The sequence below is a fragment of the Castellaniella sp. genome, from assembly GCF_041677825.1.
Lineage (GTDB): Bacteria > Pseudomonadota > Gammaproteobacteria > Burkholderiales > Burkholderiaceae_B > Castellaniella.
In genome coordinates this window covers 58,452-82,594 of record NZ_JBAYPG010000007.1, presented here as the reverse complement: position 1 = coordinate 82,594, position 24,143 = coordinate 58,452, and the positions used below count along the sequence as shown (strand labels likewise).

Sequence of the window (24,143 nt, the reverse complement as noted above, 5' to 3'; positions counted from 1 at the left end):
AGTATCAATAGCCATCGAATTCTTCAGTGCGGATATTGTCCTCGTCCACGCTCAATTCGTCCATCAGAATGGCGCGCATGGCCCGAACCATGCCGGCGGGCCCGGACAGATAGAACAGGGTACCAGGGATGTCCGCCACGTGGCGGCGGATCATGGCGGCATCGATCATGCCGTGCTCGGCGCCGTCCACGTGCTGCCCGGGGTCCGTGTAGACCGGCACAAAGGTGAAGTGCGGATTCTGCTGCGAACATTCGCGCAGGTCTTCGGTGAAAGCGGCCTGTGCGGGCGTCCTGTTGGCGTACAGTAGCGTAAGCGCCTGTGCTGATTGGTCGTGGCTGGCCTGCATGACCATGCTGCGCACCGGTGTGATGCCGATGCCGCCGATCAGGAAAGCCACGGGCGTGGTGGTCTGTTTGGGTAAAGTGAAGCTGCCAAAGCAGGCGTCGATCTTGACTTCGGTGCCATCCGGCAAGTCGCGGATGGCATTCTTGAATGGCGTACCGCGCATGCGGGTGGCGGCGGCCAGACTGGCTTCGAACGGTGCGCTCGCGAATGAAAACCCGTGTACGTAACTGCTTTTCGGGGCGTCGGCGATGGGTTCGAGCAGAATGTCGAAAAACTGTCCGGCCCGATACTTGAAGCCCTCGGGTTTGCTCAGCAGGAACTCGAAGGTGCCTTCGGCGACCTGTTTTTTTCCGCTGAGCGTGACGGTGTAGATGGCCATGTCTTTCCTCCTGAAATGTGAACAGGGTCTGGATTCATGATACGCCCCAAACACGCTACAATGCAGGGTTACCGATTTTTCAAATGGTGGTATTGGCATGGCAATGCGGCGGCCCCTGATCATGGGCAACTGGAAAATGCATGGCAGCCTGGCTGACAATGCAGTGTTGCTTGCGGGTATCCGGGATGGCACGGCCCGCCTGCGCGGCCAGCCTGAACTGGCTGTCTGCGTGCCCTTCGTTTATCTGGCACAGGCGCAGATGGCCCTGGCCGATAGCGTCATCAGTTGGGGCGCACAAGATGTCAGCGTCCACGAAAAAGGGGCCTATACGGGCGAAATCTCTGGCGCGATGCTGGCCGATTTCGGCTGTCGCTGGGTTCTGTGTGGTCATTCCGAGCGGCGTGCCCTGCATGGCGAAGGCAGCGCGCTGGTTGCGGCCAAGGCCGCTGGCGCCCTGGCGGCCGGCCTGACGCCCGTGGTCTGTGTGGGCGAAACGCTGTCCGACCGCGAAGCGGGTGAAACCGAATGCGTCGTCGGCGATCAGCTCGATCCGGTCCTGGCCTTGGGCGCGGATGCCCTGTCCCGTCTCGTGATTGCCTATGAGCCGGTATGGGCCATCGGCACGGGGCGCAGCGCCACGCCCGAGCAGGCCCAGGAAGTCCACGCACTGATCCGCGCCAGTCTGGCCCGGCACGGGGCCAGCGCCACCCGCATCCTGTATGGCGGCAGCGTCAAGCCCGACAATGCGGCGGCACTGTTCGCTCAGGATGATATCGACGGGGCCCTGATCGGTGGGGCCTCGCTGCAGGCCGACAGTTTTCTCGGCATTGCGGCTGCCGTGTCCTGATCCGGGCACGCAAACATTCGGCGGAGTACTCATTCATGCAATTGTTTTCCACAATACTGCAAACCCTGCAGGTCCTGTCCTCGCTGTTGGTCATTGCGCTCGTGCTCCTGCAACAGGGCAAGGGGGCCGACATGGGGGCTGCATTCGGCAGCGGTTCGGCCGGCAGCGTATTCGGTTCGGCGGGCGCGGCCAACTTCCTGTCGCGCGCCACCAAATGGGCCGCCATCGTCTTTTTCGCCACCACGGGTGGCCTGGCATGGATTGCGCACCACCCATCAGGCTCGCCGCTCGACTCCGGCATCATGCAGGGGTTCACTTCTTCGGCCCCGGCCGATACGGCGCCAACCGGTTCGGCGGTGCCTGAACTCGGGGCATCAGTGCCGGCCGCGCCCGAAGCGCCTGGTGCGCAAGGCGGCGCTTCGGGTGCGGCCGGCAGTGCGCCTGCCGTCCCGGGGGCTGTACCCAGTGGTGCCTCGTCTGCCGCGTCGGTCCCCGCGATACCGGCACCAGGCAGCACGGGCCAGGCTGCCGGAGACTGATCGGGTGTGCGTCAGACCCCGCCCTGCAGAGAAGGCCGATTCTTCATGCTACAATCGCTGACTTTCATGCAGTGCGCCGTCGTGGTGGAATTGGTAGACACGCTATCTTGAGGGGGTAGTGGCGAAAGCTGTGCGAGTTCGACTCTCGCCGACGGCACCATAGTTAAAAAAACAGGCTGTTTCAGAACAGCCCTGAAAGTACCGGAAACCCGCATGAACATTAGGTTCTTGCGGGTTTTTTCATGCTTGGGTGAATCAGATCAGGTCAGACAATCCCGCGTTTTTGGGTATGTGTTTGGGTATGTTAAAACCCAAATACCCAAGGATGGCCCAATTGAAGACCCGACATGCCCAAAATTGCCAAACAACTATCTGATCTTGCGGCCCGCAAGGCTCGTCCGAGAGATGTCGCCTATACCTTGGCATCGGGCAATGGCTTGTTCCTCGTAGTGCTTCCTACTGGTGGGAAACAATGGCGGGTCAGATTCCAGACGCCGGAAGGTAAGCGCGGCAACCGAGTCATTGGCATCTATCCCGACATGGGCGTTGCAGACGCTCACAAGGCCACAGAGGCGCTGCGCCAGCAAGTACGCATGGGTGACAGGCCTGAAGGCCTGTACGATCATCAGCGAGCCGCTGCGGCGTCTAAAGATGCGGAGCAGATCGCTGCACAGCAGGCTGTGGAAGAGGCTAGGAGGCTGTCGGGCTTGATCTTCGTAGGAACAAGATCTGGAGAATTATTTTCACAATATGAGAAAAAAGAGGCGTATCCGACTCAAAACAGATGATTTTGGTCAAAAATCGCCATTTCCCTGTGTTTTACGCTTACTGCGGACGCAATACGGCCATGCGTTTCAGATTCCACGCCAGGCACACCAGTGTCCACTCGTGATGCACGTGCTCCAGACCACGCATCGAGAACTGACGAAATCCCATCACCGACTTGATAATGCCAAATACCGGCTCGACCGTCTGTTTGCGTAGCGCGTAAGCGGCGCGCCCTGCGCGGGTCTTCAGCAGGTGCTTCATCTGCTGCTCGGGCTCGTTCAGACCCTCGGGCAGGCAGGCCACGCACTCAAGCATCGGTTCGACCTGTGCCTTGTCGTTGACCGCCTGGGTGGCATGAGGCACTACCACCAGCAGCGATTGCGTATCGACGACCAGCGCCTGCGCGTTATAGCTTTGCTCAAAGCCACCGCCCGAGACCTTCATGATGCGCGAGTCCTCATCAGTGAGGTTCACCTGATCACGCTCGCCGGGACCAGCCGTAGGCGGTGCCGGGGGCCGACCACCGGGTTTTTTGCCCGTGGCTTTCTCTTTGGCAGCACGCTTGGCCATCTTCGCTTCGTACTCAGCCTGCTCGCGCTCGAAGCGGCGCCGAAAGTTGGCCAGCGTATCGTGATCCGGGTGCTGATCGCAGGCGATATAGCGAAAGGCCAGCGAATCGTACGTGGCCCGTTCGATCTTGCGGCTTGAATGAATGCCTGTGGCATAGCCGTAGATCAGCAACGAGAGCAGCATCGCCGGGTGATATGCCGCCGAACCACGACCGGCGTACTCGCGCGCCAGCGCCGAGAGATCCAGCCCTTCGACCACATCGACCACGTAGCGCGCCAGGTGCGATTCGGGCAACCAGTCCTGAACCGAGGGCGACAGCAGGTATGGCGTCTGACGATCTATTGGGCGAAATCGGCTCATGTCTTCTGACCTCATGCACGGTACGCTATTTTACCGGTTATCGACGCAAAGCCCGACAGCCTCCTAGTGAAATCCGCCATCGGCGATGACTCGCCCAATGTCACGCGCTCCATGAAGGACGCGGATGATGGTGACGGCTGCAGGGCTATGCGTATAGTAGATCGCGTACGATCCATGAAAGGTCACACGCAGGCCGGGTGCAATGAGAGGCCGTGCAGGCTGGCTCTCGGGAAACGGCAATATTTTTTCGCAGGTGGTGTATAGCGTGGCAATCAGGCGGTTTGCCGTGGCTTCGCTGGAGTCCTCTGCGACATACGACCAGATTTCCGCTAGATCGGCTTCCGCGTTGTCGGTCAGGAGGAGCGTGCGGCTAATAGCTTTCTCCCCCGCTCAGCGATGTGCTGTGCATTGAATTCACGGATGCGACCGGCGGCGACATCAGCAAGTCCCTTGTCGATGTCCTGTTTGAGTGCTGCCAATTCATCCAGCATCAGTTGGCGTTTGAAAGACCAATCGCGTAGGGCTTCACGGATGACTTCGCTGGTGGATGCGTATTCACCCGCATCGACGGCGCTTTTGAGTGTGGCTGCCATTTCGGCAGGCATGGTCACGGTCAGGCGTTCAATGGTGGACATTCTGCTGTACCTTGGTGGATATTCATACTTAATCATACTTTATCCTCCTTCAAAGGGGCGTGGAAGCTCCATGGCCCATGGCGGGCAAGCGCCTGGTGAACAACCGAGAAATCCTCGGTTGTTGCGGTGCCTTGAAGTGCTTGTTTTTTTACTTGTACCGTAGTGTGCCCAGGCGCGGGTATACGGTGGGACTATTTAGCCCCACAAGTGCCAAGCCCGCCGTTTTGGGTATCTGTTTGGGTATTTCATCGGCCTGGGTCTTTCAAGACCCGCATGAATGCTAAGAATTCGAGTCTCGCCGACGGCACCACAGATTGAGATCGGGCTGCTCCAGAACAGCCCGAAAAGCACCCGAAACCCGCATGGCATCAGGCTTGTGCGGGTTTTTTGTTGTCGCTCAGGGCTGGCTGGGTGCCAGCATGTTTTCGATCAGCCGAATCATCACGTCTTTGGCTTTCGGGTCGGATTCAGCCACCAGCAAGGCCAGTGCTGCCAAGCCCACATCGTTGATTATTGCTTCGCCATTGCGTTGTAAGCGCCCGTTGCGAGCCAGGAAATCCACAAACAGATAAGAGCCGATGCGCTTGTTGCCATCTGAAAATGGATGGTTCTTGATGATGAAGTACAGGAGATGGGCGGCCTTGGATTCTGCCGTGGGGTAGGCGGGCTCGCCGAACACGGTTTGGTCCAGGTTGCCCAGAATGGCGCTCAAGCCGCCTTCGCGTTCGTTGCCGAACAGGGCCGTGGCTTCGTCTCGAGCCATCAGGTCGGCCTTCAGTCGGGCAATGCCACTGCGGGCTTCGTCAGTGGACGGAAGCGCCCCACCGGGGCTGCCGGGCGGCTGGGTCAGCAGGCCTTCATCGTAGCGCTGCAGCCATAGAAAGGTATGGGTATATCGGGCGATGACGTCCACCAGGCCGCGCCCTTGGTCGGTGGTCAGGGCATCACCGGCTGCGGCTTTCTTTATCAGGGTCAGAGCAGCTTCCAGCTCGGCGGCATTCTGTTCAAGGCGCTGGCGGTTCAGGGTGTAGCCTTGCGTCAGGTGCTCGCGCAAAGTTTGCGTGGCCCATTGGCGGAAGCGGGTGGCACGGCTCGAATTGACGCGGTAGCCTACGGAGATAATGGCGTCGAGGTTGTAGTATTCGATTTTTCGGATGACTTCCCGGCCTCCTTCGAGTTGAACCGTTGCATTTTTTGCAACGGTTGTCTCCCGGGTCAATTCGTCGGTGGCGAAGATGTTTCTCAGGTGGCGGGAAATCACTGATTTGTCCCTGCTGAATAGCTCCGCAATTTGCTGAAGGCTAAGCCAGACGGTCTCACCCCCCAGCCGTACTTCAACCTGACCGGCTTCGCCTTCAAAGATGATCAACTGCTGCTCGTCGTTCATGGGCGCTCCGGTTGGGCTGCGGTGAATTTACGTGGAATGTGCGGTTGGGGTGGTTTCAGTACCAGGCCCGTCTGTTATAACGTACCTTTCCTGCACCAGGCAGGCGGCGTGTGATGCTTGTGTCCTGGTCAGGCCTGCTGTATCAGACACCCGTTCGGATATCTCCAAAACGGCCCGAAAAGCACCAGAAACCCGTATGGCATCGGGTTTGTGCGGGTTTTCATATCCGTATGAGCGCTGGATGCACATAAAATGGCAGAAGAGCAGACGCCATCATAGTAAGGTATGGTCTTGTCCATCTCGCAGACAGAGACATCCATGCCCCGATTGCTCGCACGCTACACGACGTTCTATGCCGTCATCGGCCTGACCCTGCTCTGTGCCGTTCTGGCGCTGGTCTTTGGCGCGGCCTGGTGGTTGCCCGGGATCGTATTTCTGGCGCTCACCATTCTGGGCCTCTATGATCTGACCCAGACGCATCACGCCATCCGCCGCAATTACCCGGTCATTGGCAACATGCGTTTCCTGTTCGAATACGTGCGCCCCGAGATACGGCAATATTTTTTCGAGGATGACACCCTGAAGATGCCGTTCTCCCGGGTGGATCGTTCACTGGTCTACCAGCGGGCCAAGCAGCAGATGGACCAGCGCCCTTTCGGTACCCAGGGTGATGTCTACGACAAGCGCTATCAGTGGATCAACCACGCCATGGTGCCCACGCATATCGCCGATACGGATTTCCGCATCACCGTCGGTGGGCCGGACTGCACCCGGCCGGTCGAACTGTCCGTCTTCAACATCTCGGCGATGAGCTTTGGCGCACTCTCGGCCAATGCAGTGCGGGCCCTGAACCGCGGGGCGGCGCTGGGCAACTTTGCCCACGACACGGGCGAGGGCGGGGTCAGCCGCTATCACCTCGAACAGGGTGGCCGCCTGATCTGGAACATCGGCTCGGGCTACTTTGGCTGTCGCAACCCGGACGGCAGCTTCTCGCCCGAGCGGTTTGCCGAGATGGCCCGGCGCGACAACATCTGCATGATCGAAATCAAGCTGTCACAGGGTGCCAAGCCCGGTCATGGTGGCGTGTTGCCGGCACCCAAGGTCACGCCCGAGATTGCTGCTGCCCGCGGGGTCCCTGTCGGTCAGGACTGCGTTTCACCATCCAGCCACAGCGCGTTCGACTCACCCATCGGCCTGATGCATTTCATCGTCCAGTTGCGTGAACTCTCCGGCGGCAAGCCAGTGGGTTTCAAACTGTGCATCGGCCACCCCTGGGAATGGTTTGCCATCGCCAAGGCGATGCTGGCCACGGGCATCACGCCGGATTTCATCGTGGTCGATGGCGCTGAAGGGGGAACCGGAGCAGCACCCATCGAGTTTGTCGATCATGTCGGTACGCCATTGCGCGAAGGCCTGCGTCTGGTGCACAACACCCTGGTGGGCGTGGGCCTGCGCGACAAAATCCGCCTGGGCGCATCCGGCAAGGTCATCAGTGCCTTCGACATGGCCTACATCATGGCGCTCGGGGCCGACTGGTGCAACAGCGCGCGGGCCTACATGTTTGCCATTGGCTGCATCCAGGCCCAGGTCTGCCATACGGGGCGCTGCCCCACGGGGGTCACGACGCAAGATCCGAAACGCCAGAAGGCTCTGGTGGTTGCCGACAAGTCCGTGCGTGTCGCCAACTATCATGCCAACACGCTGAAAGCGCTGGGCGAACTTCTGGGGGCGGCCGGGTTGCAGCATCCATCCGATCTGCGCCCGCACCATATTGCCCGGCGCCTGGCCAGTGGTGAAGTCCGCGTGCTGTCGGCGCTCTACCCCGACCTGCAGAAGGGTGAACTTCTGGAAGGCAAGTTTCGCAATACGATCTTTCGCACGGCCTGGCCCATGGCCCAGGCAGAATCATTCGAGCCCCTGTACAGCCTCAGTGCGGCGCTGTCGGGTCATGCCGATCAGCAGATCCCCGACCAGCCGCACCCTGAAGCCGTCATTCATTGAGCGGCGTACCCTGCGAGACCAGGGCGCTGAATCGCTCGAGATCGACATTGCCGCCGCTGATGATCACGCCGATGCGCTGGCCACGCAGGGCGCCCTGCATCCCCAGCGCGGCCGCCAGCCCCAGGCAGCCAGTGGGTTCGACCAGCAGTTTCATGCGCTGCGCAAAAAAACGCATGCAATCGATCAATTCTTGATCGGTGACGGCAAGGATGTCGGTGACTTCACGCTGGATGATCGCGAAGGGATGGCGCCCCACGTGCTGGGTCTGGGCACCATCGGCGATGGTACGCGGCGGCTCGATGTGCACGATCTGGCCCGTGTGCAGGGAACGGCGCGCGTCATCGCCCGTGGCCGGTTCGGCCCCATATACGCGGCAGCCAGCCGACAGCGCCCGCGTTGCCAGTGCTGAACCGGCGATCAGGCCACCGCCGCCCACGGGCACGAACAGCGCATCCAGCTGACCCACATCGCCAAACAGCTCTGCAGCGGCGGTGCCCTGGCCCGCTATGATATGTGGATGATCATAGGGCGGAATGAAGGTCTGGCCATGCTGCGCCATGAGCGCGCGGGTGATGTGTTCACGATCGTCCGCATAGCGGTCGTACAGGACGACCTGCGCCCCGTAGCCCCGCGTCGCCTGCAGTTTTCCGGCGGGCGCATCGGAAGGCATGACGATGGTGGCCGGGATGTCCTGCATGCTGCAGGCCAGGGCGATGGCCTGGGCGTGGTTGCCCGATGAAAACGTAATCACGCCTGCGGCCCGCTGCCCGGGGGTGAGATGGTGCACCGCATTGCAGGCACCCCTGAATTTGAAGGCGCCCGTGCGTTGCAGGTTTTCGCACTTGAAGAAGAACCGCGCGCCCGTTTCTTCGTCGAGGCTGCGCGACGTCAGGGTGGGCGTGTGGTGCACCAGGGCCGACAGCAGCCTTGCGGCTGCGATGACATCATCCGGGGAAGGTAACAGGGGGGCGGCCGGGGCGTTCGGATTCGGCATGGTGTGATGGGTTCGGATAATGGGCGCGTGCGCTTCAGGTGGTCTCCTGGTTGTTCATTGTAGACCTCTTGCCGCAGGCCTCTTGCGGCCGCGTTGACACCCTCTGAAGGCCGAGGCTTGCCGCGCACTGGGTCAAGGTGCACCGGGCGGGCTGCCAGCCGCGCACTGGGTGCCTTTCCGGCAGCGGGGATCGACACCATGCCAAATGTCGTACCATATCCGCATTCCGATGACGGCGTGATCCGTCGGCCCACCATGGTATTGCGGCAGGGCACCCGGCATGATCATCTATACAAGGATATGCAATGAATACTGAGGCTCTGTTGAGCGGCACCCACGCCTTCAACCACGAAATGCAAAAAGTGGTGCCGGGTGCCGTCAACTCCAATATCCGGCTCAAACCGCCCAAAGTGGTGTTCCGCAAGGCCGAAGGCGCGTATCTCTGGGATGTCGACGGTCACATGTATGTCGATTATGTACTCGGTCAGGGGCCGGCCTTCATGGGCCATGCCAACCGGCACGTGAATCGCGCCGTGGCCGCGGCGGTGCAAGACGGCATGGTGTTCGGGGCAACGGCCAGCATCGAACTGGATGCGGCAAAGATTCTGCTCCGGGCGCTCGAGTGGCCCGAAGTCGTCCGTTTCGGGATGACGGGTACCGAAGTCGATCAGGCGGCGCTGCGAATTGCACGCGCGGTCACCGGGCGCACGCGCTTCATCCGCTTCGAGGGCCATTACCATGGCTGGCTCGACAATGTGCTGTCACTGTCGAAAAACGGCCAGTCCCTGCCGGCGTCGAAAGGGCAGGTTCCAGAGCACCTGACAGAATCCGAGATGCTGCCCTGGAACGATCTGGATGCGCTCGAGCAATGCCTGCGCGAACGCCCCAATGAGTTCGCCGCAGTCATCATGGAGCCGGTGATGGTCAACAATGGCGCCATCGAGCCTGTCGAAGGCTATCTGCAGGGCGTCAGGGCCCTGTGTGATCAATATGGCGTGGTCCTGATTTTCGATGAAATCATCACGGGCTTTCGCATCCATCGCCAGGGCGCCTACGGGCGCTACGGGGTCAAGCCCGACCTGGCCACCTACGGCAAGGCCGTGGCGGGTGGCTGGCCGGTTGCCGTATTGGCCGGCTCGCAGGAGATCCTGAAAGAATTCGGCACGGGCGTGGTCAATCATTCGGGCACCTTCAATGGGTCCATCATGGCCTGTGCCGCAGTCATTGCCGCACAGGAATACCTCGACATGACACAGCCCTATGACAGGGTCACGCAGTTGGGGCTCGAACTGCAGGGGGCGCTCGACCAGGCGGCCGGTGCGCTTGGCCTGCCGTGGCGCTCGCAGGGCCTGGGGCCGCTGTTTCATACCGGTTTCGGGGCGCCGGGTGTCATGAAGAACTACGCTGATGTGGCGCAACTGGACAATGCCGGCTATGAGGCGTTCAGGGCATATCTGGCGTTCAATGGCATCTGGACCACCACCCGCGGTACCTGGTATGTGTCGTGCGCCCATACGCAAGACGATGTACAGCTGACACTCGACAGATTCGAAAAAGCCGTCCGGCAATGGCAGCGTTCCGGCGGGGCCGGATAAGCGCGGGCCAAACGATCCCCACGCGCCGCTTGCAAATTCGCTATAGTAATCCTGATGCGGGCAATGGCCCCGATTGAAACGGAAGGAAATACAGACCATGACATCCATCCCGAAGTACCCGAATACCCAACTCCTCATCAACAACCAGTGGCGCGATGCCGCTGGCGGCAAGACCCTCGATGTCTTCAACCCGGCCACCGGCGAAGTCATCGGCAAGGTGGCGCGCGCCAGCACGGCCGATCTCGACGAAGCCCTGGAAGCCGCACAGAAAGGCTTCGACATCTGGCGCAAGATGGCCGCGCACGATCGTGCCGCCATCATGCGTGGTGCCGCGGCACTGATTCGCGAACGCGCCGACCATATCGCCTGCCTGCTCACCATGGAACAGGGCAAGCCGTTCATGGAAGCCCGCCTCGAAACCCTGGGCGGCGCCGCACAGATCGAATGGTTTGCCGATGAAGGCCTGCGCGTCTATGGCCGCATCATACCGGCACGCAATGTATCGGCCCTGCAAATGGCGCTCAAAGAGCCGGTCGGGCCAGTGGCGGCCTTTACCCCCTGGAACTTTCCCATCAATCAGGTGGTGCGCAAGATCGGTGCGGCGCTGGCCACCGGCTGCTCGTTCCTCTGCAAGGCGGCCGAAGAAACCCCGGCCGCGCCCGCCGCCCTCATGCAGGCCTTCGTCGATGCCGGCATTCCAGCCGGCGTGATCGGCCTGGTCTATGGCTCACCGGCCGAAATCTCGAGCTACCTGATCCCGAACCCCATCATCCGCAAGGTGACATTCACCGGGTCCACGGCGGTCGGCAAGCAGCTCGCAGCCATGGCGGGCAGCCACATGAAGCGTGTCTCCATGGAACTGGGCGGCCACGCGCCGGTCATCGTGGCCGAAGATGCCGATATCGAACTGGCGGTCAAGATCACTGCCGGGGCGAAATTCCGCAATGCAGGGCAGGTGTGCATTTCGCCCACGCGCTTCCTGGTGCATGAAAGCCAGGTCGACGCCTTCTCCAAGGCCATGGTGGCGCACGCCGAAAGCCTGAAACTGGGCGATGGCCTGGCCGAAGGCACGGCCATGGGGCCGCTTGCCAACCCGCGGCGTGTCACGGCCATGCTCGATGTCGTCGAAGACGCACGCAAGGGCGGGGCCAAGATCCTCACCGGTGGCGAGCGCGTGGGCGAGGCCGGCAACTTCTTTGCCCCCACCATCATTCTCGAGCCCGCGCTTGATTCCAGCATTTTCAACAACGAGCCATTCGGGCCAGTGGCCGGCATTCGCAGCTTCAAGACGCTGGATGATGCCATTGCCGAGGCCAATCGCCTGTCCTTCGGGTTGTCGGCCTACGCCTTCACACGGTCGTTCCAGAACGTGCAGCAGATCATGCACGATGTCGAAGCCGGCATGATCTGGATCAATCAGCCAGCGTCACCTTCGGCCGAATTGCCGTTCGGTGGCATCAAGGATTCCGGTTACGGCACCGAAGGCGGGCCCGAAGCCCTCGAAGCGTATCTGAACACCAAGGCGGTGTCTGTCGTCGGGGTCTGACCGGCATCCAGCGCGATGCAATTCGTCCGGCCCTTGCAGGCCGGATCGTTGCCCGCCCGGCATGGGCGTACATCGGCACAGGGGGCGTTCATTCGAACGGCGTCCTGTGCCGATTTTCAATCGTTGTCAGGGGCCTGCGCGCTTTCTTCAGGTTTCCATCGAGGTGCACCATGGATTTCCGGCATTTGCGCCAGTTCGTCGTGCTGGCCGAGACACTCAATTTCCGCAAGGCAGCCGAGCGTCTGCATATGTCGCAGCCGCCGCTGTCGGTCTCCATTCGCAAGCTCGAATCCGAGCTGGGCGTCACGCTGTTCGATCGCTCCAGGGAAGGCGTCAGGCTCACCCAGAGCGGGCTGGCGGCGCTCGATGAGGCACGCAGGGCGCTGTTTCATGCCGCAGAATTCATGCATGCTGCGCGTGCGGCCTCGAAGGGCGAACGGGGCGAACTGCGGGTGGGCTTCGTGGGCTCGGCCACCCACGGGATACTGCCGGCGATCCTGCCCAGGTTTCGCGCCCAGTTTCCCGGCGTGCGGTTGATTCTGAAAGAGTCCCGTTCCCTGCAGATCGTCGACGCATTGCAGGGCGCAGATCTCGATGTGGGTATCTTGCGCATCCCGGTGCAGTCCAGTGCCGTGCTGAAGATGTATTCCCTGCAGCGCGAGAACTTTCTGCTGGTCGTGCCTGCCCGCCATCGGCTGGCCGGGCTGTCCCGGCTGAGCATGGCTGATCTGGTGGACGAAGACTTCGTCTTTTATACCGAAGATGCAGCGGGCTTGCGCATGGCCGCCTTACTGGCCTGTGAAGTGCATGGCTACACGCCCAGGGTGGCCCAGGAGGCCGCCCAGGTGGCCACGTTGATCAGCCTGGTCGAAGCGGGCATGGGGGTTGCGCTGGTGCCGTCGATCAGCCGCGAGCCCGAACGCGAAAGTCTGGTCTGGAAGGCCTTGTCCGACGTGCCGGCCATGGCTTCGATCGGCATTTCTGCGGCCTGGTCTCCCGAGAATGAATCCGCCATGGTGAAAAATTTCCTCGGGGTGCTGCAGGATGTTTTCCCCCCGCAATCCACGCCCCCGGCAAGCGCCTGAAAGCCACCGCGCGTGGATGCAGGCGCCCCGCGTGCGGGTAGCCACGGGGCAACGCCCGGCTCATCATGAGGCAAGCCCGATGCATCACGGGGCAACGCCCGGCTCATCACGGGGCACGCCCGACCCATCATGAGGCAAGCCCGATGCATCACGAGGCATGCCCGGTTCCTCATGGCGCAAACTGGTTTCATGATACGCTGACCTTTTTTGCGGGAGTCTGTCCATGTGTTCGTCTGCGGCAATCCCACCCGGGGCAGCGGCTGGTGGCCTCGGGGCGTCAGGTCGTACGTTGGTGGATGACCCAACAGAATCCACGGGGCCTGCCGCGCGCTATGAGCGCGCGCTGGCACAGGGCACACTGGTGTTGCAACGCTGTCGGGGGTGTGCACGCCATATATTCCATCCGCGCGTGCTGTGCCCCCATTGTGGCAGTACTGATCTCGAAACACAGGGCTCCAGGGGTCTGGGGGTGGTCTATTCGACCACCATCGTGCGTCGCAGGCCCGAGCAGGGTGGGGACATCCAGGTTGCTCTGGTCGACCTCGATGAAGGGGTGCGCGTGATGAGCCGGGTCGAGGGCCTTGCAGCCGATGACGTCAAGATCGGCCTGCGGGTGCAGGCGCAGATCTGCAAGCCACCGCACCGGGCCTTTGCAAGCGCTGCAGAAGCGGCAGATGACGCAAAAGCCTCAAAGGCCTCAAAGGTGGCAGAAGCGGCAGAAGCGGCAGAAATCAGGCCGCTGCTTGTGTTCACGCCGTTCGAAGAGATGTCGGCATGAAGGCGTCTCTCAGGGGGTCGGCCGCCATTGTCGGTGTGGGGCAGGCGGGCATGGGTGAAGCCCATGGCTATACCGAGATGGAAATTCTCGCTCAGGCCGCGAACGCCGCGGTGGCCGATGCCGGGCTGCAATGGCGCGATATCGACGGCATCTGCACCGCCAGCGTCTCCTCGCCCATGTGGGTCATGTCGGTCATCGAATACCTCGGCCTGAAGCCAGGGTTCATCGATGGCACGATGCTGGGCGGTTCGAGTTTCATTGCCCATCTGATGCCGGCCATGCTGGCCCTCGAGGCGGGTCTGTGCCAGGCCGTGCTGATCTGCTATGGCAGCACACAGCGCAGCGCCGTCATGGGGCGCGCCCAGATCAACGCCGCGCGGCGCAGGCTCGACCCGCAGCCTTTCGAGGACCCCTATCAGCTTTTCAATCCAGTCAGTTCCTACGCGCTGGCCGCGACCCGGCACATGCACCAGTATGGTACGACGCGCGAGCAACTGGCCGAAGTCGCCGTAGCGGCCCGTCGCTGGGCACAGCTCAATCCCGAGGCCTTCATGCGCGGCCCCCTGAGCGTGGATGACGTACTGGCAGCGCGCATGGTGTCCGACCCACTCACGGTGCGCGATTGCTGCCTGGTCACCGACGGCGCCGGTGCCCTGGTGCTGGTGCGCGCCGATCGGGCCCGTACCTTGCCGCAGAAACCGGCATATGTTCTCGGGCAGGCCACGGCATCGTGGCACCGGCAGATTTCCGCCATGCCCGATCTCTGCGTGACGGCCGCCACCGAATCCGGCCGCAAGGCCTTCGAGATGGCAGGCTATGGGCCCGCCGATATGGATCAGGTGCAGCTGTATGACGCCTTTACCCTCAATGTCCTGCTGTTTCTCGAAGACCTCGGGTTCTGCGCCAAGGGCGAAGGCGGCGATTTTGTCTCTGGTGGGGGCATTGCACCGGGTGGGCATACGGTGGTGAATACCAACGGTGGCGGGCTGTCCTGCGTGCATCCGGGCATGTACGGGATTTTCCTGCTGATCGAGGCGGTGCGCCAGTTGCGTGGCCAGTGTGGCGCGCGCCAGCAGGCGCAGGCAAATCTTGCGGTGGTGCATGGCAATGGCGGCACGCTGTCCAGCCAGGCCACCGCAGTCCTGGGGGTGGCCGACACCCTGTGAACACAGGGTCGGCCCGGGCACCACGGGCCTGCCCTGCCATGATCCATCTGGAGGATATCCAATGAGTGAAAACCTGCTGTCGGGCAAGGTGGCGGTGGTCACCGGGGCGGGGGGTGGCATCGGCCACGCGATCGCGCTCGAACTGGTGGCACAGGGCGCCCGGGTGGTCGTCAATGACATGGCTGTCGAGGCCGCTGAAAAGGTCGTGGCCGAGATCACTGCGCTGCACGGGCCGGATCGCGCGGTGGCGCTTGTGGCCAGCGTGGCTGACCCAGAGGCCGCAGCCGGCATCGTGCAGTGCGCCGTGGACACCTGGGGGCACATCGATCTGGTCGTGAACAATGCGGGCAATCTGCGCGACCGCTGGTTTCACAAACTCAGCGTAGCCGAGTGGCAGCAGGTCATCGATGTCCACCTGAACGGCAGCTTCCACGTCAGTCGTGCGGCGGCCCCTTTCTTCAGGGAACAGCAGTCCGGCTCTTTCGTGCACATGACGTCCACCTCGGGCTTGATCGGCAATTTCGGCCAGGCCAATTATTCGGCTGCCAAGGCGGGGATCATCGGCCTGTCCAAATCCATCGCGCTCGACATGCAGGCCAGCGGCGTGCGGTCCAACTGCATTGCGCCCTTTGCATGGACGGCGATGACCCAGTCCATTCCGGCGCGCACGCCCGAAGAACAGGCCCGGGTCGAGAAGCTCAAGAAAATGGAGCCCGGCAAGATTGCACCCCTGGTCGCGTATCTGGGCAGCGACCTGGCCAGCGACGTCACCGGCCAGATCTTTGCGGTCCGGGCCAACGAGATCATGCTGTTCAGCCAGCCGCGCCCCTTGCGCAGCGTACACCTGTCCGAGGGCTGGTCGGCCGCGCGCGTGGCCGAAGTGGCCATTCCGGCGCTGCGCAGCCATTTCTATCCGCTGGAACGCTCGCCGGATGTGATCAGTTGGGACCCCATCTGAACCCGCAGGGGCTGGCGGGTAAGGGCCCCTCTTGGTGAACGATGGTGTATGGACCATGGCTCAGAGGACTGTATGGATTTGAACTGGAGCAAGGCCGATCTGGCGTTCAGGGATGAGGTGCGGCAATTCGTGGCAGACCGGTTGCCAGCGGACATACGCAACAAGTGCCGACGGCATCAGCGCCTCGAGAAGGACGACTACGTGCGTTGGCACCGCATCCTGGCCGCGCACGGCTGGGGGGCGCCCAACTGGCCGGTGGCGTACGGCGGCACGGGCTGGAGCCCCCTGCAGCGCCTGATCTTCGAAGTCGAATCATTCAAGGGGGGCGCGCCGCGCCTGCTGCCCCTTGGTTTGAACATGATCGGTCCGGTGCTCATACGCTACGGCTCCGAGGCCCAGAAGGCCCGGTTCCTGTCGCGCATCATCACGCTGGAAGACTGGTGGTGCCAGGGGTATTCCGAACCGCAGGCGGGCTCTGATCTGGCTTCGCTCAAAACCCGTGCAGAACGGGCCGCTAACGGCTACGTGGTGCACGGCCAGAAAACCTGGACGACGCTCGCGCAGCATGCCAACTGGATGTTCTGCCTTGCCCGTACCGATCCGGATGCCCGTCCGCAGGCCGGGATCTCGATGCTGCTCATCGATCTGCGCCAGCCCGGGGTCACGGTGCGCCCCATCCGTACGCTCGATGGCGGCACCGAAGTCAATGAAGTATGGCTCGATGGCGTGCACGTACCAGAAGATCAGCGCGTGGGCGAGGAAAACCAGGGCTGGACGTATGCCAAATACCTGCTGGGTCACGAACGCACCGGGATCGCCGGGCTGGGTCATTGTCATCGTGAACTCGCACTGCTGAAAGACATGGCGGCACGGACCTGTGCCGATGGCCGTTCGGTGGCATCCAATGCACGCCTGAACGATCGGATCGCGCGCGTGGAAATCGATATGCTGGGTCTGGAGATGCTGCTGCTGCGAGTGGCTGCCGGTTCCGACGCACATCCGGGGCCGCAATCGTCCATCCTCAAGGTGCTTGGCTCCGAGATCCAGCAACGCTTGGCGCGCCTGCAGTTCGAGGTCATGGGGCTTGAATCCTGGCCGTATGACCCCGCCTGGCGATTCGCCGAGGCCGACTTTTTCGGCCCTGGGCCCGACGGGGCAGCCGCGGCGGGCGCAAGTTACCTGGACATGCGCAAGACCACCATCTATGGGGGATCCACCCAGATCCAGAAGGGCATCATCGCCAAGATGTTGATGGGGGTCGCATGACGAACCAGAGTGCTTTCGGCAAGGGGTACCCATGGATCTGACATACCGTGACGAACAGCGCATGCTGCTCGACAGCCTCGACCGGCTGCTGGCATCCGAGTGGGCGCTCGACTCGCGTCGAGCCCGGGCCCGGGATCCTTCACTGGATCGCGCGGCCTGGCAGGGGCTGGCCGATCTGGGCGTGCTGGCGCTGCTGGTGCCCGAGGCGCACGGGGGGTTTCAGGAGACCCCGGCCACCTTGATGCTGGCGCAGATCACGCTGGGGCGGCATCTGGTTCAGGGGCCGCTGATCCCCAGCGCAGTCATGGCGACGGCGCTGCTGCGCGACAGCGGCCACGCGGCTGTGTGTCAGTCCTGTCTGCCAGCCATGGCCAGCGGCGAGCGCGTGCTTGCCGTGGCGTGGCTCGAGGGCGATCAGCGCCATGAGGTCGTGGCCCGGGCGGTCACTGCACGCCCCGATGCCCAGGGTTGGGAGATTTCCGGCACGAAAAAACTGGTCTGGGCGGGTGCTCAGGCCGACCAGATCATCGTGTCGGCCGCACTGGGCGATGAGCAGGCGCTTTTTCTGGTGCCGGCCGGGGCCCGGGGTGTTGCCGTGCAGGATTACCCCACACTGGATGGCCAGCACTGCGCCACGCTGGTCCTGGATCGGGTCGGCCTGCCTGCGGGCGCGCTGGTGGCCCGGGGCGCAGCCGCCCGCAAGGCGCTCGAGTCAGCCCTGGATCACGGTCTGGTCGCGCTGTGCGCCCATGCGGCGGGGGCCACGCAGCGGCTGGTCGAAATCACGACCGGATACCTCGAGGTGCGCGAGCAGTTCGGCCGTAGCCTGGCGCGCTTTCAGGTGTTGCAGCACGCCCTGGCCGACATGCTCATGCACCAGGAGATGGCCCTGTCTCTGGCGCATGTGGCAGCGCGCGGGTTGGGTGACACAGACCCGTCAGAGCGCCGGCGCCTGTTGTCGGCGGCCAAGGTCGGGATATCCGCGGCCGCCCGGTTCGTGGCCGAGCAGGCCGTGCAGCTGCACGGCGGCATGGGCATGACCGATGAGCTCGAGGCCAGCGACTATGTGCGCAGCCTGGCCATGTTCGAATTCCTGCTGGGTGATTCAGACTGGCACCTGAGCCGTTTCCAGGATCATGCCGTGTGCTAGCGTGTCGGCGGCGCTCACGGTTTTCATGGTCATGCCATGCTCCATTTCATCTGAACGCCCACTGGCCGACCAGGTACGGCAAGCCTATGCCCGCCAGACAGATCACGGCAAAGACCAGTCGCACCCACAGAGTAACCAGGAACCACTGGCACGGCCGAGGCCGTGAGCGCACACAATAATCATGTGGTCCATGAACTCCATGCCTCAGTACCCCGCTTCCTTCTGATGCCGGAAGGCCAGCACATACACCGCATCGTCGGCCGGCTCGTGGCGGTACAGGGCCACATAGCCGGAATCCCCGAAGGCAATCACCAGCTCGCGCAGCTCGGGCATTTCAGGCAACGGCCGGCCAATGCCCGGGGCCGTCTCCAGCAGCAGGAATTGCTGCTCGATGGCTTTGCCGGCACGCCTGGCGGCGTCCTGTGCCTTGGCGACCAGGAACCGCCGGCATCGTTCCAAGCCTTCCGCCGCGCCTTCGGTGATGATTACTTGTGGCACCCCGGCACCGCCCTTTCGTCATCGGTGCCCCAGGTGCTCAACCAGGTGCGAGCTTCCTGGCCGGTCAGATGGCGGCCGGTTTCCTTGTACGCCGCCCAGGATGCCAGGGCTTCCTGTTTGAAGCTCTCGCGGGCTTCTTCACGCTCGACGTACTGCTGGATCGCTTCGAGCATGATCCAGTGGGGCGAACGGCGGCGCAGGCTGGCGAGGTGGTGAACTCGGCTTTTCAGCGTGTCGTCGATCTTGAGAGACGTTGCCATAGTGGGCCTCTTATCACTTGGTAATACCAAGTGATAATCTAGCCTTTTTCTGTCCCCGAGTCCAGGTCAGGAACAATCAAGTGAAGCGTATTGGCGCTAGCTGGCCATCAGCACCGCGCGACCCGTGACGCCGCCCTTGCGCAGCCGGCTCAAGGCCTCGTCGGCTTCGTTCAGCGCGAAGGTCTCGATGGGCATGGGTGGTACCTTGCCCGTCTTGACCAGCTCGATGAGTTCCTGCAGTTCGCCCAGGTTGCCCACGAAACTGCCCAGGATCTGTATCGCCTTGATTGGGATCAACGCCATGGACCACGGTGCAAGGCCGCCGAACAGGCCGATGATGACCAGCTTGCCGCCCTTGGCCAGGCAGTTGAAGGCCAGTTCGGAGGTGGCCGGTGCGCCGACCAGATCGATGGCTGCCTGTGCCGGGCCGCCCATGGCCTGGGCGATCTGCTCGGCCACGTCGGGCGCATTGCCGTCGATCGCCGCCAGTGCGCCTGCTTTCAGCGCGGCCTCGCGCTTGACGGGGTCGATGTCGACCACCACGGCGCCCTTGCCGCCCAGGGCCTTGAGCAGTTGCAGGCTCATCAGGCCCAGTCCGCCCGCACCGAAGATCAGGATGGGGTGCTCGGTATAGGTATCGGCGCCAATCTTCTTCAAGGCCGAGAACGTGGTCAGGCCCGAGCAGGCATAGGGCGCGAGCTGGGCTGGATCGAGATCGCCGATGTCGATCAGGTATTTGGCATCCGGCACCAGCAGGTACTCGGCGTAACCGCCGTGGCGCAGGATCCCCAGTGTGCGGGGGGCGGCGCAGTAGTTTTCGCGGCCCGCCCGGCAGGTGGCGCATTCGCCGCAGCCGATCCAGGGATAGGCCAGGTAGTTGCGCCCTTTTTCGACGCCCTTGGCGTCTGGCCCCATGGCTTCGAGCGTGCCGACGGTCTCGTGGCCGAGCGCCAGCGGCAGGCTGACCCCGCGGTCCTGGAGCGACAGGATGCGCCCGTTGCCCAGATCGTAGCCACCTTCCCAGAGGTGGATGTCACTGTGGCAGACACCCGCCGCCTTCACCTTGAGCAGGACTTCGGCGCCCTTGGGCTCGGGGATGGGCATGTCCAGCTCGGCCAGGGCTTCGCGAAAATTGACGATGCAGTAACACTTCATGGGTCTTCCTTGTGTGGACAGAATCTAGAGCAGGCAGCTGGAGCCGGCCGAGACCAGGCCCTGGCTGTCCTTGACGAATTCGACATCGGCGTCACGCGTCAGGGTGACGCCGTTCTTGATGGCCAGCACTTCGGCCATGACGCTGACCGCGATCTCGGGCGGGGTCTTGCTGCCGATGTAGATCCCCACCGGACCACGCAACCGGGCCAGGGACGCTTCGGTCTGGTCGAGATAGTCGATCATGCGCTGGCGGCGTGCGTGGTTGTTGCGCCGGCTGCCAATGGCCCCGATATAGAAGGCGGGCGTCTCGAGGGCCTGCAGCAGGGCCAGGTCATCCAGCTTCGGGTCATGCGTGAGGGCGATCACGCAGGTGCGCGCATCGGGCCTGAAATCGAGCACCGTATCATCGGGCATGGTCGACACCACCTGTACGCCCGGCACGTTCCAGACGGTGGCGTATTCTTTGCGCGGGTCGCACACGGTGACTTCGAAGCCACAGAACTGCGCCATGGTGGCCAGATATTCGCTCATCTGGCCGGCGCCGATGATGAGCATGCGGTATTCCGGGCCAAAGGTATTGACCAGCCGCTGCGCATCGAGTTCGAGATCGGCCGGCACCTGGCTGGGGCTGAGGCTCGCCTGGCCCGTGGCCAGATCGACATGCCGGTGCATCAGTGCGCCCGTATCGAGCGCGGCGACCAGTTCGGCCAGCAGGGTGGCATCGGGGTCGAATTCGAGCACGACTTCGAGCGTGCCCCCGCAGGGCAGCCCGAAGCGGTGCGCTTCGTCGGCTGTCAGGCCGTACTGCAGGAACAGGGGCGGGCCGGTGCGCGGCAAGGCATCGGGGATATCGTGGCGCGTATAGCGCAAAATGAGATCATCCTCGATGCAGCCCCCCGAGACCGAGCCGACGATCACCCCATCATCGCGCATGGCCATGATGGAGCCTATGGGCCGCGGCGAAGAGCCCCAGGTACGCACGACGGTGACCAGGACGGCGCGGCGGCCCGCTTCGCGCCAGCCCTGTATGGTGCGCAGAACAGTGAGATCCAGATTTTCCATGACACGCCCCCGTCGGATGGTTGGATAGGTCGTATTGTGGTCGCCCGTGCCTCAGCCCTGGCTGGCCCAGGCAATGAGCACGATGAGGATCACCACGATGGCGCCCCAGGCCCAGCCCGGCATTCTGGCCCGCGCACCCGCCGCGGGCGTATCGGCCGCAGCGGCCTGAGCCTGCGTGGCAGCCGGGTGGCGGCGCTGCATTTCTTCGTCGAAACTCTTGAAGAAGCGCTCTGACATGGATTTGGCGACCCCGTCGATCAGGCGCTGGCCCACCTGGGCGATCTTGCCGCCGACCGTGGCCTGGACATCGTAATCCAGCTGCGTGCCGTCGCCCTGCGGGCTCAGGCGGACCCTGGCCGTGCCCTTGCCAAAGCCCGCGGCCCCGCCATTGCCGTCGAAGTTCAGCGTATAGCTGTCCGGAGCCTGAATGTCGGTGAGTTCGATCGTGCTCTTGAATTTCGCGGCAACCGGGCCGACCTTGATCTGGCTGACCACGGCATAGGTGTTTTCCGCCGTGGATTCGATGCTTTCGCAGCCCGGCACACAGGCCTTGAGGACCTCGGGGTCGTTCAGGGCCTGCCAGGCCTGCTGCTGGCTGACGGACAGCTGTCGTGATCCTTGCATTTGCATGCGGGTGTCTCCTTATTGTCTTGCCAGAGCGGCCAGCGCGCCGGCCAGGGCCTGCAACCGGCTGACGTTGTGTATGGCCAGCATGGCATCGGCGTGCGCGTGCAGGACGGCTGCCCCTTGTGCAAGCGGTGCGTAGCCGTCGAAGCGCAGCAGCGGGTTGAGCCACAGCAGCTGGCGCACATGCCGCCGAAGCCATTGTAACTCGTGGTCCAGTTCGATCGGGTCGCCGGTATCCAGCCCATCGGAAATCAGCAAAACCAGGGTGCGGCGCCCGATCAGGTGGCGGGCATGCCCGCGGCGCAAGGTCGCCAGGCTGGCCGCCAGCCGCGTACCGCCGGCAAAGTCGCGCAACAGGGGTGCGGCGCGCAGCAGCATGGCATCGGTGTCCGCAAGCCGGAAGGCCGGATTCAGGTCGGTCAGGTCCGTACCGAACGCGTAGACCTGGCGGTTCACCCGCCGCACCCGACCCCGTATGGTCGTGCGCCGTGTGGCGGCATGCAGAAAAGCCAGCAGGATGCGGGCATAGCGCTCCATCGAGCCCGAGACGTCGAGCAGTACCAGAAGCGGCAAAGGGGCCAGGCGGCGCTGGTGGTGGCGCAGATGGATCAGCTCGCCGCCGTGCGCACCGGCCGCCTGCAGGCTGGCGTGCCAGTGCAGGCGCCGGCCGCGCGTGCCCGCATGGCTGCGGCGGCTGGCCACGGCGGGCAAGGGCAGCGGGATCTCGCGCACCAGGCGTTCGATCAGGTGGTATTCACTGGCGCTCAGCTGGTTGAAGTCGGCCTGCTGCAGGCGCTGGATCGTGCTGGCGGTCATGGCGGCATCCAGCTCGACGTCGCCTGCCGCAGACCGGGGCACGGCCGGGTTGGGTGAAGACAGCGCCGCCTGCACCCTGGGCCGGGGCGCGTCGTGCCTTGGGCGTGCGGGCTGTGCTGCCATGCGGGCCAGCAGCTGCTGCGCCAGTTCGGGGTCCTTGAAGAAGGCTGCGAACATTTCGCGGAATACGGCAATGTCCTGCTGACGGCTCACCAGCACGCTTTCGAGTACCGCTTCTGCTTCGGCCTTGCCGCCTGGTCGGGCCAGCGCCCAGGCCTGCTGCGCCAGCGCAATGCGGGCCGAATCCAGCGGCAGGCCGGCGCGCCGCAGTGCGCGCCCGAACGCCGCAATATTGCCAGCCAGCTTGCCGCGGCGCGCATCGCCCAGCTGCGAAACCCAGTGCGGCTGCGGGCCGGATGAAGAAGGTGATTCAGGTTTCACGCGCCGCCTGAAGCAGATCGGCCAGCAGCGGGGTGTCCAGGCTGGCCAGGTCTTCGCGCTGCTTGAAGAGGATGCCGGCCGTATCGAGCACCACTTCGGGATCTAGTTCGAGCGTGTCCAGTGCCACCAGCGCGCGCGCCCACTCGATGGCCTCGGCGACCCCGGGGGCCCGCTCGAAGCCGGCCGACTGCGCATTCAGGCGCAGTCGGGCCACGAAGCGCGACACCTGCTCGGCCAGCTGTCGGGGGGCCTCGGGCACCAGCGCGCGCAGAATGGCCAGTTCACGGCCACGGTCGGGGTAATCCAGCCAGTGGTACAGGCAGCGCCGCTTGATTGCGTCGTTGAGTTCGCGGGTGCGATTGCTGGTGAGCAGCGTGACGGGGGTGACATCGGCACGCACGGTACCCAGTTGCGGAATGCTGATCTGGTACTCGCCCAGGTATTCGAGCAGGAAGGCTTCGAAGGGCTCGTCGGCGCGGTCGACTTCGTCGATCAGCAGCAGGGCCCCGGGGGCTGGCGTTTGCAGGGCCTCGAGCAGCGGCCGGCGAATCAGGTAGCGCGGCTGGTAGACCCCCCGCTCGAGGGTATCGGCGGGCACCAGGCCTTCGCTGGCGCGCACGTGCAGCAGTTGTGCGGCGTAATCCCATTCGTACAGCGCATCCTGCTGTTCGAGGCCATCGAAGCACTGCAGCCGGACCAGGCTGCGCCCCAGCACCCGGGCCAGGGCCTTGGCAAGCTCGGTCTTGCCGACCCCGGGCTCGCCTTCGAGCAGCAAGGGCCGCTGCAGTTGCAGGGCCAGAAACACCGCGGTCGCCAGCCGGCGGTCGGCAAAATAGCCCTCGGCCTCCAGGGCGGCCGACAGGGCCGCAATGGAGGCCGCAGGAGAGGCTGTCGAATCCGGGGTTTCGGGCATGC

At 63.4% G+C, this 24,143-nt stretch carries 25 protein-coding genes and 1 tRNA gene; 13 read left to right on the top strand and 13 right to left on the bottom strand.

Going from position 1 to position 24,143, the window contains the following annotated elements:
• Positions 1–4: 4 nt before the first annotated feature.
• The gene (locus WCY17_RS04945) at positions 5–724 is read right to left on the bottom strand and encodes an FAD-dependent oxidoreductase (protein WP_372701058.1); all 720 of its coding nucleotides are present in this window, start codon (positions 722–724) and stop codon (positions 5–7) included.
• A 97-nt stretch (positions 725–821) separates the two neighbouring features.
• Between WCY17_RS04945 and tpiA the strand changes: the two genes are divergently transcribed.
• The 4 genes from tpiA to WCY17_RS04925 all read left to right on the top strand — a co-directional run bounded on the left by tpiA (position 822) and on the right by WCY17_RS04925 (position 2,898).
• The gene (gene tpiA / locus WCY17_RS04940) at positions 822–1,571 is read left to right on the top strand and encodes a triose-phosphate isomerase (RefSeq protein WP_372701057.1); all 750 of its coding nucleotides are present in this window, start codon (positions 822–824) and stop codon (positions 1,569–1,571) included.
• Positions 1,572–1,606: 35 nt separating this feature from the next.
• Positions 1,607–2,110 carry a preprotein translocase subunit SecG gene (secG, locus tag WCY17_RS04935; RefSeq protein WP_372701056.1) on the top strand — a complete coding sequence of 168 codons (504 nt, stop codon included), beginning with the start codon at positions 1,607–1,609 and terminating at the stop codon, positions 2,108–2,110.
• 75 nt (positions 2,111–2,185) lie between these two features.
• A tRNA-Leu gene (locus tag WCY17_RS04930) sits at positions 2,186–2,270 on the top strand.
• A gap of 187 nt (positions 2,271–2,457) precedes the next feature.
• Positions 2,458–2,898, top strand: coding sequence for an Arm DNA-binding domain-containing protein (locus tag WCY17_RS04925; protein ID WP_372701055.1), 441 nt, complete (start codon positions 2,458–2,460; stop codon positions 2,896–2,898).
• Between the two features lie 37 nt (positions 2,899–2,935).
• On the opposite strand, the gene WCY17_RS04920 is transcribed toward WCY17_RS04925, so the two are convergent.
• From WCY17_RS04920 to rhuM, 4 genes are all read right to left on the bottom strand, one after another.
• Positions 2,936–3,808, bottom strand: a complete 873-nt coding sequence (locus tag WCY17_RS04920) for a transposase (protein WP_372701054.1) — start codon at positions 3,806–3,808, stop codon at positions 2,936–2,938.
• Between the two features lie 63 nt (positions 3,809–3,871).
• A complete protein-coding gene (locus tag WCY17_RS04915) occupies positions 3,872–4,132 on the bottom strand; it encodes a type II toxin-antitoxin system RelE/ParE family toxin (protein ID WP_372701081.1) in 261 nt (86 codons plus the stop codon).
• Between the two features lie 29 nt (positions 4,133–4,161).
• On the bottom strand, positions 4,162–4,443 hold the full coding sequence (locus WCY17_RS04910) for a type II toxin-antitoxin system ParD family antitoxin (protein ID WP_372701053.1): 282 nt from the start codon (positions 4,441–4,443) through the stop codon (positions 4,162–4,164).
• 397 nt (positions 4,444–4,840) lie between these two features.
• Complete coding sequence (gene rhuM / locus WCY17_RS04905; protein WP_372701052.1) at positions 4,841–5,830, bottom strand: RhuM family protein; 990 nt, start codon at positions 5,828–5,830, stop codon at positions 4,841–4,843.
• Positions 5,831–6,148: 318 nt separating this feature from the next.
• Here rhuM and WCY17_RS04900 point away from each other — a divergent pair, with 318 nt between their 5' ends.
• The gene (locus tag WCY17_RS04900) at positions 6,149–7,831 is read left to right on the top strand and encodes an FMN-binding glutamate synthase family protein (RefSeq protein ID WP_372701051.1); all 1,683 of its coding nucleotides are present in this window, start codon (positions 6,149–6,151) and stop codon (positions 7,829–7,831) included.
• Here WCY17_RS04900 and WCY17_RS04895 read toward each other — a convergent pair.
• Positions 7,821–8,825, bottom strand: a complete 1,005-nt coding sequence (locus WCY17_RS04895) for a threo-3-hydroxy-L-aspartate ammonia-lyase (RefSeq protein ID WP_372701050.1) — start codon at positions 8,823–8,825, stop codon at positions 7,821–7,823. The two genes, WCY17_RS04900 and WCY17_RS04895, sit on opposite strands and share 11 nt — an antisense overlap.
• Positions 8,826–9,130: 305 nt before the next feature.
• Between WCY17_RS04895 and WCY17_RS04890 the strand changes: the two genes are divergently transcribed.
• The 8 genes from WCY17_RS04890 (at position 9,131) to WCY17_RS04855 (ending at position 18,369) form a co-directional block, all read left to right on the top strand.
• A complete protein-coding gene (locus tag WCY17_RS04890; RefSeq protein WP_372701049.1) occupies positions 9,131–10,420 on the top strand; it encodes an aspartate aminotransferase family protein in 1,290 nt (429 codons plus the stop codon).
• Positions 10,421–10,517: 97 nt separating this feature from the next.
• Positions 10,518–11,966: an NAD-dependent succinate-semialdehyde dehydrogenase gene (locus tag WCY17_RS04885; RefSeq protein ID WP_372701048.1), complete on the top strand. Its 1,449-nt coding sequence runs from the start codon at positions 10,518–10,520 to the stop codon at positions 11,964–11,966.
• A gap of 170 nt (positions 11,967–12,136) precedes the next feature.
• Positions 12,137–13,051 carry a LysR family transcriptional regulator gene (locus tag WCY17_RS04880; protein ID WP_372701047.1) on the top strand — a complete coding sequence of 305 codons (915 nt, stop codon included), beginning with the start codon at positions 12,137–12,139 and terminating at the stop codon, positions 13,049–13,051.
• Positions 13,052–13,343: 292 nt separating this feature from the next.
• Positions 13,344–13,829 carry a Zn-ribbon domain-containing OB-fold protein gene (locus tag WCY17_RS04875; RefSeq protein ID WP_372701046.1) on the top strand — a complete coding sequence of 162 codons (486 nt, stop codon included), beginning with the start codon at positions 13,344–13,346 and terminating at the stop codon, positions 13,827–13,829.
• Positions 13,826–14,995 (top strand): thiolase, encoded by a 1,170-nt coding sequence (locus WCY17_RS04870; protein ID WP_372701045.1) that lies wholly within the window; start codon positions 13,826–13,828, stop codon positions 14,993–14,995. The genes WCY17_RS04875 and WCY17_RS04870 overlap by 4 nt, the downstream gene beginning before the upstream one ends.
• A gap of 61 nt (positions 14,996–15,056) precedes the next feature.
• Positions 15,057–15,953 (top strand): SDR family NAD(P)-dependent oxidoreductase, encoded by an 897-nt coding sequence (locus WCY17_RS04865; protein ID WP_372701044.1) that lies wholly within the window; start codon positions 15,057–15,059, stop codon positions 15,951–15,953.
• A gap of 72 nt (positions 15,954–16,025) precedes the next feature.
• Positions 16,026–17,219: an acyl-CoA dehydrogenase family protein gene (locus WCY17_RS04860; protein WP_372701043.1), complete on the top strand. Its 1,194-nt coding sequence runs from the start codon at positions 16,026–16,028 to the stop codon at positions 17,217–17,219.
• 31 nt (positions 17,220–17,250) lie between these two features.
• Positions 17,251–18,369: an acyl-CoA dehydrogenase family protein gene (locus tag WCY17_RS04855; protein ID WP_372701042.1), complete on the top strand. Its 1,119-nt coding sequence runs from the start codon at positions 17,251–17,253 to the stop codon at positions 18,367–18,369.
• 204 nt (positions 18,370–18,573) lie between these two features.
• Here WCY17_RS04855 and WCY17_RS04850 read toward each other — a convergent pair whose 3' ends face one another.
• The 7 genes from WCY17_RS04850 to WCY17_RS04820 all read right to left on the bottom strand — a co-directional run bounded on the left by WCY17_RS04850 (position 18,574) and on the right by WCY17_RS04820 (position 24,141).
• Entirely contained in the window at positions 18,574–18,828 is a 255-nt protein-coding gene (locus WCY17_RS04850; protein WP_372701041.1) for a type II toxin-antitoxin system RelE/ParE family toxin, read from the bottom strand.
• Between the two features lie 26 nt (positions 18,829–18,854).
• Positions 18,855–19,127 (bottom strand): CopG family ribbon-helix-helix protein, encoded by a 273-nt coding sequence (locus WCY17_RS04845; protein ID WP_372701040.1) that lies wholly within the window; start codon positions 19,125–19,127, stop codon positions 18,855–18,857.
• Positions 19,128–19,223: 96 nt separating this feature from the next.
• Positions 19,224–20,282 (bottom strand): alcohol dehydrogenase, encoded by a 1,059-nt coding sequence (locus WCY17_RS04840; RefSeq protein ID WP_372701039.1) that lies wholly within the window; start codon positions 20,280–20,282, stop codon positions 19,224–19,226.
• 24 nt (positions 20,283–20,306) lie between these two features.
• Positions 20,307–21,344, bottom strand: a complete 1,038-nt coding sequence (locus WCY17_RS04835; protein WP_372701038.1) for an XdhC family protein — start codon at positions 21,342–21,344, stop codon at positions 20,307–20,309.
• Positions 21,345–21,395: 51 nt separating this feature from the next.
• A complete protein-coding gene (locus WCY17_RS04830; protein ID WP_372701037.1) occupies positions 21,396–21,974 on the bottom strand; it encodes a CoxG family protein in 579 nt (192 codons plus the stop codon).
• A gap of 12 nt (positions 21,975–21,986) precedes the next feature.
• Positions 21,987–23,228 carry a VWA domain-containing protein gene (locus WCY17_RS04825; RefSeq protein WP_372701036.1) on the bottom strand — a complete coding sequence of 414 codons (1,242 nt, stop codon included), beginning with the start codon at positions 23,226–23,228 and terminating at the stop codon, positions 21,987–21,989.
• Positions 23,218–24,141 carry an AAA family ATPase gene (locus tag WCY17_RS04820; protein WP_372701035.1) on the bottom strand — a complete coding sequence of 308 codons (924 nt, stop codon included), beginning with the start codon at positions 24,139–24,141 and terminating at the stop codon, positions 23,218–23,220. Before WCY17_RS04820 ends, WCY17_RS04825 begins: the two co-directional genes overlap by 11 nt.
• Positions 24,142–24,143 lie beyond the last annotated feature (2 nt).

Excerpts from the sequence above, each read along its gene's own strand:
- WCY17_RS04945 (WP_372701058.1), bottom strand. The coding sequence starts at position 724 with ATGGCCATCTACACCGTCACGCTCAGCGGAAAAAAACAGGTCGCCGAA.
- tpiA (WP_372701057.1), top strand. The coding sequence starts at position 822 with ATGGCAATGCGGCGGCCCCTGATCATGGGCAACTGGAAAATGCATGGC.
- secG (WP_372701056.1), top strand. The coding sequence starts at position 1,607 with ATGCAATTGTTTTCCACAATACTGCAAACCCTGCAGGTCCTGTCCTCG.
- WCY17_RS04925 (WP_372701055.1), top strand. The coding sequence starts at position 2,458 with ATGCCCAAAATTGCCAAACAACTATCTGATCTTGCGGCCCGCAAGGCT.
- WCY17_RS04920 (WP_372701054.1), bottom strand. The coding sequence starts at position 3,808 with ATGAGCCGATTTCGCCCAATAGATCGTCAGACGCCATACCTGCTGTCG.
- WCY17_RS04910 (WP_372701053.1), bottom strand. The coding sequence starts at position 4,443 with ATGTCCACCATTGAACGCCTGACCGTGACCATGCCTGCCGAAATGGCA.
- rhuM (WP_372701052.1), bottom strand. The coding sequence starts at position 5,830 with ATGAACGACGAGCAGCAGTTGATCATCTTTGAAGGCGAAGCCGGTCAG.
- WCY17_RS04900 (WP_372701051.1), top strand. The coding sequence starts at position 6,149 with ATGCCCCGATTGCTCGCACGCTACACGACGTTCTATGCCGTCATCGGC.
- WCY17_RS04895 (WP_372701050.1), bottom strand. The coding sequence starts at position 8,825 with ATGCCGAATCCGAACGCCCCGGCCGCCCCCCTGTTACCTTCCCCGGAT.
- WCY17_RS04890 (WP_372701049.1), top strand. The coding sequence starts at position 9,131 with ATGAATACTGAGGCTCTGTTGAGCGGCACCCACGCCTTCAACCACGAA.
- WCY17_RS04885 (WP_372701048.1), top strand. The coding sequence starts at position 10,518 with ATGACATCCATCCCGAAGTACCCGAATACCCAACTCCTCATCAACAAC.
- WCY17_RS04880 (WP_372701047.1), top strand. The coding sequence starts at position 12,137 with ATGGATTTCCGGCATTTGCGCCAGTTCGTCGTGCTGGCCGAGACACTC.
- WCY17_RS04870 (WP_372701045.1), top strand. The coding sequence starts at position 13,826 with ATGAAGGCGTCTCTCAGGGGGTCGGCCGCCATTGTCGGTGTGGGGCAG.
- WCY17_RS04865 (WP_372701044.1), top strand. The coding sequence starts at position 15,057 with ATGAGTGAAAACCTGCTGTCGGGCAAGGTGGCGGTGGTCACCGGGGCG.
- WCY17_RS04860 (WP_372701043.1), top strand. The coding sequence starts at position 16,026 with ATGGATTTGAACTGGAGCAAGGCCGATCTGGCGTTCAGGGATGAGGTG.
- WCY17_RS04855 (WP_372701042.1), top strand. The coding sequence starts at position 17,251 with ATGGATCTGACATACCGTGACGAACAGCGCATGCTGCTCGACAGCCTC.
- WCY17_RS04845 (WP_372701040.1), bottom strand. The coding sequence starts at position 19,127 with ATGGCAACGTCTCTCAAGATCGACGACACGCTGAAAAGCCGAGTTCAC.
- WCY17_RS04840 (WP_372701039.1), bottom strand. The coding sequence starts at position 20,282 with ATGAAGTGTTACTGCATCGTCAATTTTCGCGAAGCCCTGGCCGAGCTG.
- WCY17_RS04835 (WP_372701038.1), bottom strand. The coding sequence starts at position 21,344 with ATGGAAAATCTGGATCTCACTGTTCTGCGCACCATACAGGGCTGGCGC.
- WCY17_RS04830 (WP_372701037.1), bottom strand. The coding sequence starts at position 21,974 with ATGCAAATGCAAGGATCACGACAGCTGTCCGTCAGCCAGCAGCAGGCC.
- WCY17_RS04820 (WP_372701035.1), bottom strand. The coding sequence starts at position 24,141 with ATGCCCGAAACCCCGGATTCGACAGCCTCTCCTGCGGCCTCCATTGCG.